16 protein-coding genes are annotated in these 16,165 nt (G+C 64.9%); 13 read left to right on the top strand and 3 right to left on the bottom strand.

Features of this window, described 5'->3' with window-relative positions; all coding sequences use genetic code 11:
- The first annotated feature begins 247 nt into the window (after positions 1-247).
- The 13 genes from ccoN (at position 248) to ACIPG5_RS18305 (ending at position 12,825) form a co-directional block, all read left to right on the top strand.
- On the top strand, positions 248-1,690 hold the full coding sequence (gene ccoN / locus ACIPG5_RS18365) for a cytochrome-c oxidase, cbb3-type subunit I (protein ID WP_236193459.1): 1,443 nt from the start codon (positions 248-250) through the stop codon (positions 1,688-1,690).
- Positions 1,690-2,298 carry a cytochrome-c oxidase, cbb3-type subunit II gene (gene ccoO, locus ACIPG5_RS18360; RefSeq protein ID WP_176517097.1) on the top strand — a complete coding sequence of 203 codons (609 nt, stop codon included), beginning with the start codon at positions 1,690-1,692 and terminating at the stop codon, positions 2,296-2,298. The genes ccoN and ccoO overlap by 1 nt, the downstream gene beginning before the upstream one ends.
- Before the next feature lie 5 nt (positions 2,299-2,303).
- Positions 2,304-2,501, top strand: a complete 198-nt coding sequence (locus ACIPG5_RS18355) for a cbb3-type cytochrome c oxidase subunit 3 (protein ID WP_176517098.1) — start codon at positions 2,304-2,306, stop codon at positions 2,499-2,501.
- Entirely contained in the window at positions 2,498-3,475 is a 978-nt protein-coding gene (ccoP, locus tag ACIPG5_RS18350) for a cytochrome-c oxidase, cbb3-type subunit III (RefSeq protein ID WP_176517099.1), read from the top strand. Before ACIPG5_RS18355 ends, ccoP begins: the two co-directional genes overlap by 4 nt.
- Positions 3,476-3,756: 281 nt before the next feature.
- Positions 3,757-5,172: a cytochrome c oxidase accessory protein CcoG gene (gene ccoG, locus ACIPG5_RS18345; RefSeq protein WP_401376899.1), complete on the top strand. Its 1,416-nt coding sequence runs from the start codon at positions 3,757-3,759 to the stop codon at positions 5,170-5,172.
- 15 nt (positions 5,173-5,187) lie between these two features.
- Complete coding sequence (locus tag ACIPG5_RS18340; RefSeq protein ID WP_176517101.1) at positions 5,188-5,718, top strand: FixH family protein; 531 nt, start codon at positions 5,188-5,190, stop codon at positions 5,716-5,718.
- A 64-nt stretch (positions 5,719-5,782) separates the two neighbouring features.
- Positions 5,783-8,257 (top strand): heavy metal translocating P-type ATPase, encoded by a 2,475-nt coding sequence (locus ACIPG5_RS18335; RefSeq protein WP_401376896.1) that lies wholly within the window; start codon positions 5,783-5,785, stop codon positions 8,255-8,257.
- Positions 8,236-8,448, top strand: a complete 213-nt coding sequence (gene ccoS / locus ACIPG5_RS18330) for a cbb3-type cytochrome oxidase assembly protein CcoS (protein ID WP_286911996.1) — start codon at positions 8,236-8,238, stop codon at positions 8,446-8,448. The genes ACIPG5_RS18335 and ccoS overlap by 22 nt, the downstream gene beginning before the upstream one ends.
- On the top strand, positions 8,441-9,124 hold the full coding sequence (locus tag ACIPG5_RS18325) for a sulfite exporter TauE/SafE family protein (RefSeq protein WP_401376892.1): 684 nt from the start codon (positions 8,441-8,443) through the stop codon (positions 9,122-9,124). Before ccoS ends, ACIPG5_RS18325 begins: the two co-directional genes overlap by 8 nt.
- A 154-nt stretch (positions 9,125-9,278) precedes the next feature.
- A complete protein-coding gene (gene hemN, locus ACIPG5_RS18320) occupies positions 9,279-10,661 on the top strand; it encodes an oxygen-independent coproporphyrinogen III oxidase (RefSeq protein ID WP_176517107.1) in 1,383 nt (460 codons plus the stop codon).
- A 186-nt stretch (positions 10,662-10,847) separates the two neighbouring features.
- On the top strand, positions 10,848-11,582 hold the full coding sequence (fnrA, locus tag ACIPG5_RS18315; RefSeq protein ID WP_176517109.1) for a Crp/Fnr family transcriptional regulator FnrA: 735 nt from the start codon (positions 10,848-10,850) through the stop codon (positions 11,580-11,582).
- Between the two features lie 102 nt (positions 11,583-11,684).
- Entirely contained in the window at positions 11,685-12,176 is a 492-nt protein-coding gene (locus ACIPG5_RS18310; protein WP_401376888.1) for a hypothetical protein, read from the top strand.
- 100 nt (positions 12,177-12,276) lie between these two features.
- Entirely contained in the window at positions 12,277-12,825 is a 549-nt protein-coding gene (locus ACIPG5_RS18305; RefSeq protein WP_236237127.1) for an adenine phosphoribosyltransferase, read from the top strand.
- A 132-nt stretch (positions 12,826-12,957) separates the two neighbouring features.
- Here ACIPG5_RS18305 and recR read toward each other — a convergent pair whose 3' ends face one another.
- The 3 genes from recR to dnaX form a co-directional block, all read right to left on the bottom strand.
- Positions 12,958-13,560 (bottom strand): recombination mediator RecR, encoded by a 603-nt coding sequence (gene recR / locus ACIPG5_RS18300; protein ID WP_176517115.1) that lies wholly within the window; start codon positions 13,558-13,560, stop codon positions 12,958-12,960.
- A gap of 88 nt (positions 13,561-13,648) precedes the next feature.
- Positions 13,649-13,984, bottom strand: a complete 336-nt coding sequence (locus ACIPG5_RS18295; RefSeq protein ID WP_012315418.1) for a YbaB/EbfC family nucleoid-associated protein — start codon at positions 13,982-13,984, stop codon at positions 13,649-13,651.
- Positions 13,985-14,048: 64 nt separating this feature from the next.
- Positions 14,049-16,079 (bottom strand): DNA polymerase III subunit gamma/tau, encoded by a 2,031-nt coding sequence (dnaX, locus tag ACIPG5_RS18290; RefSeq protein WP_401376883.1) that lies wholly within the window; start codon positions 16,077-16,079, stop codon positions 14,049-14,051.
- Positions 16,080-16,165 lie beyond the last annotated feature (86 nt).

Here is a 16,165-nt window from a genome sequence, read left to right as displayed (position 1 = left end):
GCGGCGCATCGCCTGACGCCGCCCGCAGAAAAAGCTTGACCGATCGATCAGAAAAAGGTGAAAAACGGTACACATTACAAATATTTATTTGTGTACAATCGTCCGCACCCAATTGCCGCGGGACATCGGCAATCGGGCACGGACACGGGTCGGCGCAGGTGTCCTTGCGTTGCCATAACCCTGGTGGTTAACGATACTGGCGCCGATTTTCCAACCAACAAGAACACCAAAACCGTGGAACCTTAGAATGAGCACAGCAATCAGTCCGACTGCTTATAACTATAAGGTCGTCCGCCAGTTCGCCATCATGACGGTGGTCTGGGGGATCCTTGGCATGGGCCTCGGCGTCTTCATCGCCTCGCAGCTGGTGTGGCCACAACTGAACCTGGACCTGCCCTGGACCAGCTTCGGCCGCCTGCGCCCCCTGCACACCAACCTGGTCATCTTCGCCTTCGGCGGCTGTGCGTTGTTCGGCACCAGCTACTACGTGGTGCAGCGGACCTGCCAGACCCGGCTGATCTCCGACAGCATGGCCGCCTTCACCTTCTGGGGTTGGCAGGCGGTGATCCTCGGCGCGCTGATCACCTTGCCGATGGGCTACACCACCACCAAGGAATACGCCGAGCTCGAGTGGCCGATCGCGATCCTGCTGGCCATCGTCTGGGTCACCTACGCCCTGGTGTTCTTCGGCACCATCGTCAAGCGCAAGACCAAGCACATCTACGTCGGCAACTGGTTCTACGGCGCCTTCATCGTGGTGACCGCGATGCTGCACATCGTCAACCACATCTCGCTGCCGGTGAGCCTGTTCAAGTCGTACTCGGCCTACGCCGGCGCCACCGACGCGATGATCCAGTGGTGGTACGGCCACAACGCCGTGGGCTTCTTCCTGACCACGGGCTTTTTGGGGATGATGTACTACTTCGTGCCCAAGCAGGCCGAGCGGCCGATCTACTCCTATCGCCTGTCGATCGTCCACTTCTGGGCGCTGATCACCCTGTACATCTGGGCCGGCCCGCACCATTTGCACTACACCGCGCTGCCGGACTGGGCGCAGTCGCTGGGCATGGTGATGTCGATCATCCTCCTGGCGCCAAGCTGGGGCGGCATGATCAACGGCATGATGACCCTGTCCGGTGCCTGGCACAAACTGCGCACCGACCCGATCCTGCGCTTTTTGGTGGTTTCGCTGGCCTTCTACGGCATGTCCACCTTCGAAGGCCCGATGATGGCCATCAAGACCGTGAACTCGCTGTCGCACTACACCGACTGGACCATCGGCCACGTCCACGCCGGCGCCCTGGGCTGGGTGGCGATGATCTCGATCGGCGCGGTGTACCACATGATCCCGCGCCTGTATGGCCGCGAGCAGATGCACAGCGTCGGCCTGATCAACGCGCACTTCTGGCTCGCCACCATCGGCACCGTGCTGTACATCGCCTCGATGTGGGTCAACGGCATCACCCAGGGCCTGATGTGGCGCGCCATCAACGATGACGGCACGCTCACCTACTCCTTCGTCGAAGCCCTGCAGGCCAGCCACCCGGGTTACATCGTCCGGGCCCTGGGCGGCGCGTTCTTCGCCTCCGGCATGCTGCTGATGGCCTACAACGTGTACCGCACTGTTCGCGCCGCCAACCCGGCGCAGGCTGAAGAAGCCGCCAAGATCGTCGTCGTGGGAGCGCACTGATGAAGCATGAAGCCGTCGAGAAGAACATAGGCCTGCTGGCCTTCTTCATGGTCATCGCCGTGAGCATCGGTGGCCTGACCCAGATCGTCCCGCTGTTCTTCCAGGACGTGACCAACAAGCCGGTCGAAGGCATGAAGCCGCGCACCGCGCTGGAACTGGAAGGCCGCGACATCTACATCCGCGAAGGTTGCGTGGGCTGCCACTCGCAGATGATCCGCCCGTTCCGCGCCGAAACCGAACGCTACGGCCACTACTCGGTGGCCGGCGAAAGCGTGTGGGACCACCCGTTCCTGTGGGGCTCCAAGCGCACCGGCCCGGACCTGGCCCGCGTCGGCGGGCGCTACTCGGACGACTGGCACCGTGCGCACCTGTACAACCCGCGCAACGTGGTACCGGAGTCGAAGATGCCGTCCTACCCGTGGCTGGTGGAAAACAAGCTCGACGGCAAGGACACCGCGAAGAAGATGGACGTGCTGCGCACCCTCGGCGTGCCGTACACCGACGCCGACATCGCCGGTGCCCGCGACGCGGTCAAGGGCAAGACCGAAATGGACGCCATCGTCGCGTACCTGCAGGGTCTTGGCACCATCATCAAAAGCAAACGGTGACGCTGATGGATATCGGGATGATTCGCGGCCTGGGCACCGTGGTGGTGATGGTGGCGTTCGTGGGCCTGGCGCTGTGGGTGTTCAACCCACGGCGCAAGCGGGAATTCGACGAAGCCACGCAACTGCCCTTCGCGGATGACCCCGAGGCCAAACAGCACGTCGAGCAAGCGCAAGCAAAAGCTTCTGGGAGCAAACAACAATGACAACCTTCTGGAGTCTGTACGTCACCGTCCTGACCCTGGGCACCATCTTCTCGCTGACCTGGCTGCTGCTGTCGACCCGCAAGGGCCAGCGTGAAGAGGTCACCGACGAAACCGTCGGGCATGCCTTCGATGGCATCGAGGAATACGACAACCCGCTGCCCAAGTGGTGGTTCTGGCTGTTCGTCGGCACCATCATCTTTGCCCTGGGCTACCTGGTGCTGTACCCGGGCCTGGGCAACTGGAAAGGCATCCTGCCAGGCTACAGCTACCTGGATAACGACAAGCAGACCGAGTTCAGCAATGGCCAGCCCGGCTGGACCGGCGTGCACGAGTGGGAAAAGGAAATGGCCAAGGCCGACGCCCGCTTCGGGCCGATCTTCGCCAAGTTCGCGGCCATGCCCATCGAGGAAGTGGCCAAGGACCCGCAGGCGCTGAAGATGGGCGCGCGGCTGTTCGCCTCCAACTGCTCGGTGTGCCACGGCTCCGACGCAAAGGGCGCCTACGGCTTCCCCAACCTGACCGACAACGACTGGCGCTGGGGCGGCGAGCCGGAAACCATCAAGACCACCATCATGGGCGGTCGCCATGGGGTGATGCCGGCCTGGTCGGAAGTGATCGGCGAGCAGGGCGTGGCCGATGTGGCGGCGTTCGTGGTCAGCAAGCTCGATGGCCGCAGCCTGCCGGAAGGCGTCAAGGCCGATGCCGAGAACGGCCAGAAGATCTTCGCCGCCAACTGCGTGGCCTGCCACGGGCCTGAGGGCAAGGGCACGCCAGCGATGGGTGCGCCCAACCTGACCCACCCGCAGGCGTTCATCTACGGCTCGAGCTTTGCCCAGCTGCAGCAGACCATCCGCTATGGCCGCCAGGGCCAGATGCCGGCGCAGGAACAGCTGCAGGGTAATGACAAGGTGCACCTGCTGGCCGCTTACGTGTACAGCCTGTCGCACCAGGCCGAGCCGGCCAAGGCCGAGTAAGGCAGGGCCGGCCCCCACAAAGCCTCCCAGTCTCGTGGAGACCTTGTGGGAGCCGGCTTGCCGGCGATGAGGCCAGCAAAAGCACCCGCTTCATGACCTGAATCAATTGACACCCGCCATATCACGATTCCTATCGTGAACCCAATGCGACAAAAGGTCGCAACGCGACCCCAGGGTGCCATCACCGGCGTATCATGGATCGCAGCGCGCCAGCAGAAGGCGCGAGACTGTGGCCGGCACGCACTGGCCACGGCGTTTCTCCACTGCCGTGGGACTTGATGATGAGCAAGCAAATTCCGGTACATGACGTCACCCCGCCTGCCAGCAAAGGGAAGGACTCCGTCGACCTCTACGCCTCTCGCGAGAAAATCTACACCCGCGCCTTCACCGGCGTGTTCCGCAGGCTGCGCATGGTCGGCGGGGCGGTATTGTTCCTGCTGTACTTCGGCACCGTGTGGCTGAACTGGGGTGGCCACCAGGCCGTGTGGTGGAACCTGCCCGAACGCAAGTTCTACATCTTCGGCGCCACCATCTGGCCACAAGACTTCATCCTGCTCTCGGGCATCCTCATCGTCGCCGCCTTCGGCCTGTTCTTCATCACCGTCTTCGCCGGCCGCGTGTGGTGCGGCTACACCTGCCCGCAGAGCGTGTGGACGTGGATCTTCATGTGGTGCGAGAAAGTCACCGAAGGCGACCGCAACCAGCGCATGAAGCTGGACCGCGCGCCCATGAGCGGCAACAAGTTCCTGCGCAAGTTCGCCAAGCACAGCCTGTGGCTGCTGATCGGCTTCATCACCGGCATGACCTTCGTCGGCTACTTCTCGCCGATCCGTGAACTGGTCATCGAATTCTTCACCGGCCAAGCCGACGGCTGGGCCTACTTCTGGGTCGGCTTCTTCACCCTGGCCACCTACGGCAACGCCGGCTGGCTGCGCGAGCAGGTGTGCGTGTACATGTGCCCCTATGCGCGCTTTCAGAGCGTGATGTTCGACAAGGATACGCTGATCGTTTCCTACGACCCGCGCCGTGGCGAAACCCGTGGCCCACGCAAGAAGGACGTGGATTACAAGGCCCAGGGCCTGGGCGACTGCATCGACTGCACCATGTGCGTGCAGGTCTGCCCCACCGGCATCGACATCCGCGATGGCCTGCAGATCGAGTGCATCGGCTGCGCCGCCTGCATCGACGCCTGCGACAGCATCATGGAAAAGATGAACTACCCCAAAGGGCTGATCAGCTACACCACCGAGCACAACCTGTCAGGGCAGAAGACCCACATGGCGCGCCCGCGCCTGATCGGCTACGCAGTGGTGCTGCTGGTGATGATCGGCGCCCTGGCCACGGCCTTCGCCACCCGCTCGCTGGTCGGTTTCGACGTCAGCAAGGACCGCGTGCTGTACCGCGAGAATGCCCAGGGGCGGATCGAGAACGTGTACAGCCTCAAGGTCATGAACAAGGACCAGCGCGACCACGTCTACGTGCTGGACGCCACTGGCCTGCCGGACCTGCGCCTGGAAGGCCAGCGCGAAATCCGCGTGGCGGCCGGCGACATCGTCAGCCTGCCGGTGCAACTGTCGGTGGCGCCCGAGAAACTGCCCTCGACCACCAACGAAATCACCTTCATCCTCAAGAGCGCCGACGACAGCGCTGCCGAGGTCAATGCCAAGAGCCGCTTCATCGGCCCACAGATCCGCTGAGAGAGAATACTGACAATGCCTGCCGCCACCGCCACCAGCCCCTGGTACAAGCACCTCTGGCCCTGGATCATCATCGGCATCCTCACCACCTCGGTGTGCCTGAGCCTGACCATGGTCAGCATCGCCGTGAGCAACCCGGACAACCTGGTCAACGACAACTACTACGAGGCCGGCAAGGGCATCAACCGCTCACTGGACCGCGAGCTGCTGGCGCAGACCCTGAACCTCAAGGCCAGCGTGCACCTGGACGAGCTGACCGGCGAGGTGGACGTGCGCCTGACCGGCAACAGCGACCCGCAGAGCCTGGAGCTGAACCTGATCTCGCCTACCCAGCCGGACAAGGACCGCAAGGTGTTGCTCAGCCGCAGCGAGGCCGGGCGTTATGTCGGCCAGCTCGACGACAAGGTCGAGGGCCGGCGCTTCGTCGAGCTGCTGGGCAGCCAGGATGAGCATGTGTGGCGCTTGTTCGAGGAGGAAAAGGTCGAGCATGGGGTAGCCATGCAACTGGGTGATGAAGCGCTGCAAGGTGCCGAGCACCAGCAATGAACCGCCAATGCCCTTGGGGCTGCCTTGCGGCCCCGGCATTCCCAAGCCTCAAGACAGTTCCAACATGACCCAGCCCACCCCCTGCTACCACTGCGCCCTGCCCGTCCCCGCCGGTAGCCGCTTCACCGCCACGGTCCTCGGCGAGCCCCGGCAGTTCTGCTGCCCCGGCTGCCAGGCAGTGGCCGAGTCGATCGTCGCCGGCGGCCTGGAGCACTACTACCAGCACCGCAGCGACAGCAGCGCCAACCCCGAGGCGCTGCCCAAACAGCTGCAGGACGAACTGGCCCTGTATGACCGCAGCGACGTGCAGCAGGCCTTCGTGCGCCATGCCGGCGAGCGGGCCGAAGCCACCCTGATGGTCGAAGGCATCAGCTGCGCCGCCTGCGGCTGGCTGATCGAAAAGCACCTGCGCAACCTGCCCGGGGTCGCCGAGGCCCGGCTGAACCTGTCCAACCACCGCCTGCTGCTCGACTGGGACGACCAGCAGCTGCCGCTGTCCAAGGTGCTGGCCGAACTGCGCCAGATCGGCTACGCCGCCCACCCCTACCAGCCCGACCAGGCCGCCGAGCAGCTCGCCCGGGAAAACCGCAGCGCCCTGCGCCGCCTGGGCGTGGCCGGGCTGCTGTGGTTCCAGGCGATGATGGCGACCATGGCCACCTGGCCGGAATTCAACATCGACCTGTCGCCGGAAATGCACACCATCCTGCGCTGGGTCGCGCTGTTTCTCACCATCCCGATCGTGTTCTACAGCTGCGCGCCGTTCTTCAAGGGCGCTGCCCGCGACCTGCGCACGCGCCACCTGACCATGGACGTGTCGGTCTCGCTGGCCATCGGCCTGGCCTTCGGCGCCGGGATCTGGACCGCCGTCACCGGCAGCGGCGAGCTGTACTTCGACACCGTGGGCATGTTCGCGCTGTTCCTGCTCACCGGGCGCTACCTGGAACGCCGCGCCCGCGAGCGCACGGCGGCGGCCACCGCGCAACTGGTCAACCTGCTGCCGGCCTCGTGCCTGCGCCTGGATGCCTTTGGCCATGCCGAGCGCATCCTTCTTGGCGAGTTGCAGCGCGGCGACACCGTGCAGGTGCTGCCGGGCGCGGTGATTCCCGCTGACGGGCGCATCGTCGAGGGCCGCTCCAGCGTCGATGAGTCGCTGCTCACCGGCGAGTACCTGCCGCAGCCACGCCAGGCAGGCGAGCGCGTAACCGGCGGCACGCTGAATGTGGAAAGCACCCTGCACGTGGAGGTCGAAGCGCTTGGCCATGATTCGCGCCTGTCGGCCATCGTGCGCCTGCTGGAACGTGCGCAGAGCGAAAAGCCGCGCCTGGCGGAAATCGCCGACCGCGCCTCGCAGTGGTTCTTGCTGTTCAGCCTGCTGGCGGCCGTGGCCATCGGCCTGTGGTGGTGGCACGCAGACCCGGCGCGGGCGTTCTGGATCGTCCTGGCCATGCTGGTGGCGACCTGCCCTTGCGCGCTGTCGCTGGCCACCCCCACCGCCCTCACCGCCGCCACCGGCACCCTGCACAAGCTCGGCCTGCTGATCACCCGTGGGCACGTGCTGGAGGGCCTGAACCAGATCGACACGGTCATCTTCGACAAGACCGGCACCCTCACCGAAGGCCGCCTGGCCCTGCGCAGCATCCGCCCGCTCGGCGATTTGCCGGCCGACCGCTGCCTGGCCCTGGCCGCCGCCCTGGAGAACCGCTCCGAACACCCCATCGCCCGCGCCTTCGGCCGCACCACCAGTGCCGCTGACGATGTGCAGAGCGTGCCGGGGCTGGGCCTGGAGGGCCAGGTTGAGGGCCAGCGCCTGCGCATTGGCCAGGCCACTTTCGTGTGCGCCTTGAGCGGCACCGAGATCCCCGCCGTGCCGGAGCCGCGCGGGCAATGGCTGCTGCTGGGTGACCGCCAGGGCCCGCTGGCCTGGTTCGGCCTCGACGACCGCCTGCGCGATGACGCCCCGGCCCTGCTGGCCGCCTGCAAGGCACGCGGCTGGCGCACCTTGCTGCTGTCGGGCGACAGCTCGCCGATGGTCGCCGAGGTGGCCGCCCAGCTTGGCATCGACCAGGCCATCGGCGGCCTGCGCCCGGACGACAAGCTGGACCGCCTCAAGGCCCTGCAGGCGGCCGGCTGCAAGGTGCTGATGCTGGGTGATGGGGTCAACGACGTGCCGGTGCTGGCGGCCGCCGACATCAGCATCGCCATGGGCAGCGCCACCGACCTTGCCAAGACCAGCGCCGACGCGGTGCTGCTGAGCAACCGCCTGCAGGCACTGGTGCAAGCCTTCGACCTGGCCCGCCGTACCCGCCGCAACATCCTCGAGAACCTGCTCTGGGCAACCCTGTATAATGGCCTGATGTTGCCGTTTGCCGCGCTCGGCTGGATCACTCCGGTGTGGGCGGCCATCGGTATGTCGGTCAGTTCGCTGATCGTGGTGCTCAACGCCTTGCGCCTGACCCGCCTGCCCGCCGGCGCGGGCAGCCCCGCAAGCGGCCCGGCACACCCTGGAAGGAAGCCCGCATGCCCGCCCTCTATGTCATGATCCCGGCCGCCCTGCTGCTCGTCGGCGTGGCGGTGTACATTTTCTTCTGGGCGGTGGACAGCGGCCAGTACGACGACCTCGACAGCCCCGCCCACAGCATCCTGTTCGACGACCAGGACCCGCGCCACCAGGCCGCCGTGAACGACGAAACCACCAAGCCCGACGACCAGGAAACACCGCCCCGTGCCTGACCTGCTTGCCCTGCTCGGCTCGGCGCTGATCCTCGGCCTGCTCGGCGGCGGCCATTGCCTGGGCATGTGCGGCGGCCTGATGGGCGCCCTGACCCTGGCCATCCCACCCGAACAACGTGCCCGGCGCGCGCGCCTGTTGCTGGCCTACAACCTGGGCCGCATCCTCAGTTACGCCTGCGCCGGCCTGCTGCTGGGCTTGGCCGGCTGGGCCGTGGCCAGCAGCCCGGCGGCCCTGGCCTTGCGAGTGGTGGCGGCGCTGCTGCTGATCGCCATGGGCCTGTACCTGGCGGGCTGGTGGAGCGGGCTGACACGCATCGAGGCGCTGGGCAAAGGGTTGTGGCGGCATATCCAGCCCGTGGCCTCGCGCCTGCTGCCGGTCTCCAGCCTGCCGCGGGCGCTGCTGCTGGGCGCGCTGTGGGGGTGGCTGCCGTGCGGGCTGGTGTACAGCACCTTGTTGTGGGCTGCAAGCCAGGGCAATGCCGGCTACAGCGCTGCGCTGATGCTGGCGTTCGGGCTGGGCACCTGGCCGGTTCTGCTGGCCACGGGGCTGGCGGCGGAGCGGGTGAACAGCCTGTTGCGCCGGCGCAGCGTGCGCATGGCGGGCGGCTTGCTGGTGATCCTGTTCGGCCTGTGGACGATGCCTGGGCCGCATCAGCACTGGCTGATGGGGCATTGAGCGGGCGCCTTTGGCAGCTGAACGCCCTTTGATACCGATCAAAAACATTTTTTGAGCCGCCCGGCGGCCCCGAGGCCTTTTGATACAAATCAAGATGGCCGCCTGCAGGCGCCCCTAGACTCCGGACACTGCTGCTCATTCCGGGACCGCCCACATGTTCGAAGATCTACGCTGGGATGCCGACCTGATCCGTCGCTACGATCTGGCCGGCCCGCGCTACACCTCCTACCCCACCGCGGTGCAACTGCACAGCGAAGTGGGCTCGTTCGACCTGCTCCACGCCCTGCGCGAGAGCCGGCGAGCGGTGCGCCCGCTGTCGCTGTACGTGCACGTGCCGTTCTGCGCCAACATCTGCTACTACTGCGCCTGCAACAAGGTCATCACCAAGGATCGGGGCCGCGCTGCGCCCTACCTGCAGCGCCTGGAGCAGGAAATCCAGCTGATCGCCTGCCACCTGGACCCGAAACAGCGGGTCGAACAGCTGCACTTCGGTGGCGGCACCCCGACCTTCCTCAGCCACGTCGAGCTGCGCCAGTTGATGGCCACCCTGCGCCAGCACTTCAACCTGCTGGACGATGACTCCGGCGACTACGGCATCGAGATCGACCCGCGCGAGGCCGACTGGTCGACCATGGGCCTGTTGCGCGAGCTGGGCTTCAACCGCGTCAGCCTCGGCGTGCAGGACCTGGACCCGGCCGTGCAACGGGCAGTCAACCGCCTGCAGAGCCTGGAGCAAACCCGCACCTTGATCGAGGCGGCGCGCACCCTGCAGTTCCGCTCGGTCAACCTCGACCTGATCTACGGGCTGCCCAAGCAGACCCCGGAAGGTTTCGCGCGCACGGTGGAAGAAGTGATCCGCCTGCAACCCGACCGCCTCTCGGTGTTCAACTACGCCCACCTGCCCGAGCGCTTCATGCCCCAGCGGCGCATCGACGCCAGCGACCTGCCGGGGCCTGCGGCCAAGCTCGAGATGCTGCACAACACCATCGAACAGCTCACCGCCGCCGGCTACCGCTACATCGGCATGGACCACTTCGCCCTGCCCGACGACGAACTGGCGGTGGCCCAGGAGGAAGGCACGCTGCAGCGCAACTTCCAGGGCTACACCACCCACGGCCACTGCGACCTGATCGGCCTCGGGGTGTCGGCGATCAGCCAGATCGGCGACCTCTACTGCCAGAACAGCAGTGACCTCAACACCTACCAGGACAGCCTCTCCAACGCCCAGCTGGCGACCCAGCGCGGGCTGCTGTGCAACCACGACGACCGCATCCGGCGGGCGGTGATCCAGCAGCTCATCTGCCATTTCGAGCTGGATTTCGAAACCATAGAGGAGGCCTTCACCCTGGATTTTCGCGGCTACTTCAATGAACTGTGGCCGGAACTTCAGACTTTGCAGCGCGACGGCCTGATCAGCCTCGACGACAAGGGCATCCGCATCCTGCCGGCCGGGCGCCTGCTGGCACGCTCGGTGTGCATGCTCTTCGATGCCTACCTGGCGATGCACAACCGCCAGCGATTCTCCCGAGTTATCTAGCCGGGCGAGGCGATTAACCGCATGGACAAGCGGCCTTGCCAGGCACACTATGGGCGAGAACGGACCCCCGGCATCAAGCAGCTGGGGTTCGGCCAGGGCGCACCAAAATAGCGCACGCTGGCCTACACCCTATGCCGTAGGTTACCCTTACGTCTTATGTGTGCTTTCCCACAAGGATCGATTCAAATGTCCGAGCCAGTCAAACTGCGCCCTCACAACCAGGCCCATTGCAAGGATTGCAGCCTGGCGCCCCTGTGCCTGCCTCTTTCGCTCAACCTGGAAGACATGGATGCACTGGATGACATCGTCAAGCGCGGACGACCGCTGAAGAAAGGCGAGTTCCTGTTCCGCCAAGGCGACAATTTCGGCTCGGTCTACGCGGTACGTTCCGGCGCGCTGAAGACCTTCAGCCTGAGCGACAGCGGCGAGGAGCAGATCACCGGCTTCCACCTGCCCAGCGAACTGGTCGGCCTGTCCGGCATGGACACCGAAGCCTACCCGGTTTCGGCCCAGGCCCAGGAGACCACCTCGGTGTGCGAGATTCCCTTCGAGCGCCTGGATGAGCTTTCGGTGCAATTGCCACAACTGCGCCGCCAGTTGATGCGGGTGATGAGCCGCGAAATCCGCGACGACCAGCAGATGATGCTGCTGCTGTCGAAAAAGACCGCCGACGAACGTATCGCCACCTTCCTGGTCAACCTGTCCGCACGCTTCCGCGCCCGCGGCTATTCGGCCAACCAGTTCCGCCTGAGCATGTCGCGCAACGAGATCGGCAACTACCTGGGCCTGGCGGTGGAAACCGTTTCGCGGGTGTTCACCCGCTTCCAGCAGAACGGCCTGCTCCGCGCCGAAGGCAAGGAAGTGCACATCCTCGACCCGATCCAGCTCTGTGCGCTGGCCGGTGGTGCGATGGAGGTCTGAAAGCGGCGCTGCAACTTGCCACCTGATATTTTTGCCAGTTGCTGGTAGCCGTTTGCTAATCAAAGATGGGTTCCCAATCTCACTACATGAAGGGAACTCATCATGAGCACTGTCGGAACAGTAGAGAACTTCGAACGCGCCGAGCTTGTCACCTTCACCACGGGCAAAAAGTACGAGACTACCCGCTGGTCGAACCACTGGTTCACCCTTGAGCAAGAAAGCCTGGATGGCAAACCATCGGGCGTTCAACAGTCCACTGAGCCGGTACTGGGGAAGGTACTTTCGATTGCTGACCGCGCTATTGTGCGGCTGTCATTCAAGCATCCAATCACCCGCTTGAGCTGGAAGCAAATGCTGATCACCGATTTTACGGAAGCCGACCTGCAAGCCGAGTACCCCGAACTCGTGGGCCGCGTTGATGTATCCAAACTCACTCACGATGATTTCGAGACTTTTCTAGCCGTGTATATCGACGGCGAGACCACCCCAACGCCTCTCGATCAGATAGGCAGCAAAACCCTCAAGCAAATCGAATTTCGCACCACGCGCGCGGGGTCGGTGCATATCGATGAAATCCGGTGGTTTGCCGCCTGATAACGTCAAGTCACCCGCGATAGACGGGGGTTGAACGCAGCCTCGAGCAAACGCAGTTCAAGGTATACTGGCGCATTCGTATTCCAGGATACCCGCAACAATGCACAGCGACGCCTTCGACCTCAAAGCCCTGATCCGCCCGGTAGTGGACTTCCCCAAACCGGGCGTGATCTTCCGCGACATCACCCCGCTGTTCCAGTCGCCACGCGGGCTGCGCTATGTGGCCGACCAGTTCATCGAGCGCTATGTGGAGGCTGACTTCAGCCACATCGGCGCCATGGACGCGCGCGGTTTCCTGATCGGCTCGATCATCGCCCACCAACTGAACAAGCCGCTGATCCTGTTCCGCAAGCAGGGCAAGCTGCCAGCTGACGTGTTGTCGGAGGGGTACCAGACCGAGTACGGCGAAGCCTTCCTGGAAGTGCATGCCGACAGCCTGTGCGAAGGCGATTCGGTGCTGATCTTCGATGATTTGATCGCGACCGGCGGTACATTGCTGGCGGCCGCCAACCTGGTGCGCCGTACCGGGGCCCAGGTGTTCGAGGCGGCGGCGATCATCGATTTGCCGGAGCTGGATGGGTCGCGCCGGCTGCAGGCGGCTGGGGTGCCGACCTTCTGCCTGACCGAGTTTTCCCTGAGCGAATACTGAGTCAAGGGGGCCGCTTGGCGGCCCAATCGCCGGCAAGCCGGCTCCCACAGTGGCTGCATCGCTCTCGAGGCTTGCGCTGTACCTGTGGGAGCTGGCTTGCCGGCGATTGGGCTGCGCAGCAGCCCCATGCAATCAAAGAGAAATCGGCCTGCGCCCGGCAAAGGCGTGCGCCAGCGTCCCGCCATCGACCAGCTCCAGCTCGCCGCCCAATGGCACGCCATGGGCAATCCGCGAAGCTACCAAGCCTTTCTCCGCCAGCAGCTGCGCAATGTAGTGCGCCGTCGCCTCACCTTCCACCGTCGGGTTGGTTGCCAGGATCACCTCGGTGAAACTGCCCTGCTCTTCGATCCGCGCCATCAATTGCGGCACGCCAATCGCCTCCGGCCCCAGGCCGTCCAGCGGTGACAGGTGCCCCTTGAGCACGAAATAGCGGCCGCGATAGCCGGTCTGCTCCACCGCATATACATCCATCGGCCCTTCCACCACGCACAGCTGGCTGTCGTCGCGGCGCGGGTCCGCGCACTGCGGGCACAGCTCCTGCTCGGTCAGGGTGCGGCACTGGCGGCAGTGGCCGACGCCGTCCATGGCCTGGCTCAGGGCCTGTGCCAGGCGAGTGCCGCCACTGCGGTCGCGCTCCAGCAGCTGCAGGGCCATGCGTTGGGCGGTTTTCTGGCCGACGCCGGGCAAGATGCGCAAAGCATCGATCAGTTGACGGATCAGGGGGCTGAAGCTCATGTATGCGGGCCTGTCATTTCACCAAACAGAATGAACAAGGGAGCAACGGCCGCGTGGCCGTTGCTCCCCATTGTGAAGCAGAAAACGATCAGAACGGCATCTTGAAGCCCGGCGGCAGCTGCATGCCAGCGGTCATGCCGCCCATTTTTTCCTGGCTGCTCTGCTCGACCTTGCGCACGGCGTCGTTCAGTGCCGCGGCAATCAGGTCTTCCAGCACTTCCTTGTCGTCTTCCTCGGTCGACATCAGGCTCTGGTCGATGCTGACGCGCTTGACGTCATGACGGCCAGTCATCACCACGCTGACCAGGCCACCACCGGATTGGCCAGTCACTTCGGCGTTGGCCAGCTCTTCCTGCATCTTGGCCATTTTTTCCTGCATCTGCTGGGCCTGCTTCATCAGGCCGGCCATGCCACCTTTCATCATGGGGGTATACCTCGATTGGGTCATGTGATGCGGCCTGGCAAAGGGCCGGCCGCACGGTTATCCGTTACTGCGCCTGGCTGACCAGGGCATCTACAGGCTCAATAGTATCCTGCCGCACCGTGGCGCCGAACTGCTTGATCATCTGCTGGATCAACGGATCCTGTTCGATCGCGCTCACGGCATCTTGCTGGCGCTCGGCACGCTTGCGCGATGCGGCCTGGGCCGGGGTTTCCTGCTCGGGGCGGATCAGCTCGATCCGCAGGTTCAGGGTGCGCCCCAGGTGCTGGTTGAGCGCTTCGTTCAGGCGGCGCTGCTGGGTGGCGTTGAACAGCGCGCCCTGGCCCGGGTCCAGGTGCAGCAGCCAATCGTCACCCTCTGCAGCCATCAGCGTACAGTTCGCGGCGATGTTGCCTGTCATACCGGAGACAGGCAACTGTGGGAATAATTCTAGCCATTGCAACGCAAGACCGGTGGCCGGTGCTGCCGCAGGCAATGGCTCGGGGGTGGCCACGGGGGCCTCTTCCTGCACGTGCTCGGCCAGTTCGTCGAGGTAGCTGAAGCCCACCGGGTCGCTTTCGCCGCCGTAGTAGTCCTCGTCCATCGGCGGCTCGTCGTCGCGCTCCATGCCGGCCGAGGCGTAGGCGGACGGGTCGAACGGCGGCTCGTCATAGGCCGGCTCTGGGGCAGGTGCAGGCGCTGCCACGGGCGCAACGGGCTCGGGCTCGGGCTCGGGTTCGGGCTCTACGCTGACCGGCACGGGCGCGGCGGCGGGCTCTTCCCAAGGCAAGTCGATGACTTCCTCCACCACCGGCGCGGGCGCAACGGGCTCGGGCTCGGGTTCAGGTGCAGGCTGCGCAGCAGGCGCTGGCGCCGCTACCGGGGCAGGAGCAGGCTCCACGACAGCAACGGCAGGCGTCACCACCGCCGGCGCTGCCACTGGGTTTGCTGGATCAGCTGTGGCCTGGCTGATCCCCACCGGCTTTAGTACGGGCTTCGGCGCATCGTCGGTATCGGCCGGGCGGAAGGCCAGCATCCGCAACAGGACCATTTCAAAGCCGCCCCGCGGGTCCGGCGCCAATGGCAGGTCGCGGCGGCCAATCAGGCCCATCTGGTAATAGAACTGCACGTCCTCTGCCGGCAAGGCCGAGGCCAGCGCCAACACCCGGTCGCGGTCGCCCTGGCCGTTGTCCACCGCTTCCGGCAGGGCCTGGGCGATGGCCACCCGGTGCAGCACGTTGAGCATTTCGGCCAGCACGCCGCTCCAGTCCGGGCCTTGCTCGGCAAGGTTGCGCACCGCTTCGAGCAGCGCCCGCGCATCGCCTTCGAGCAGCGCCTGCAGCACGCCGTAGACTTGGCCATGATCGAGGCTGCCGAGCATGGCGCGCACATCGGCCGCCAGTACCTTGCCCTCACCGAAGGCGATGGCCTGGTCGGTCAGGCTCATGGCATCGCGCATCGAGCCATCGGCGGCGCGGCCAAGCAGCCACAGGGCATCCGGCTCGAATGGCACGTTCTCGGCCTGCAGCACATGGCTCAGGTGCTCGACCACCCGCTCCGGGCTCATGTTCTTCAGCGAGAACTGCAGGCAGCGCGAAAGGATGGTCGCCGGCAGCTTCTGCGGGTCGGTGGTGGCAAGGATGAACTTGACGTAGGGTGGCGGCTCTTCCAGCGTCTTGAGCAAGGCGTTGAAGGAGTGAGTGGAGAGCATGTGCACTTCGTCGATCAAATAGACCTTGAAGCGCCCACGGCTTGGCGCGTACTGCACGTTATCGAGCAGTTCGCGGGTGTCCTCGACCTTGGTGCGGCTGGCGGCGTCGATCTCGATCAGGTCGACGAAACGCCCCTCGTCGATCTCCCGGCACACCGAACAGGTGCCACAGGGCGTGGAGGTGATGCCGGTTTCGCAGTTCAGGCATTTGGCGATGATGCGTGCAATGGTGGTCTTGCCCACGCCCCGCGTGCCGGTGAACAGGTAGGCGTGGTGCAGGCGCTGGTTGTCCAGGGCATTGATCAAGGCCTTGAGCACATGGGCCTGGCCGACCATTTCGCGGAACGAGCGCGGACGCCATTTTCGTGCAAGAACCTGATAACTCATCGAAAAACCATCGCAGCCTGATCGAGCGGAAGATCGCTAATGCTAGCGGAGCGGGGCCAAAATTGCACCCTGCATGGTTCGACTAA

The organism is Pseudomonas sp. NPDC087029, from assembly GCF_044745345.1.
Taxonomy (GTDB): Bacteria; Pseudomonadota; Gammaproteobacteria; order Pseudomonadales; family Pseudomonadaceae; genus Aquipseudomonas; species Aquipseudomonas faucium.
The sequence above is the reverse complement of the archived record's forward strand: the minus strand, read 5'-3'. Positions and strand labels throughout refer to the sequence as shown.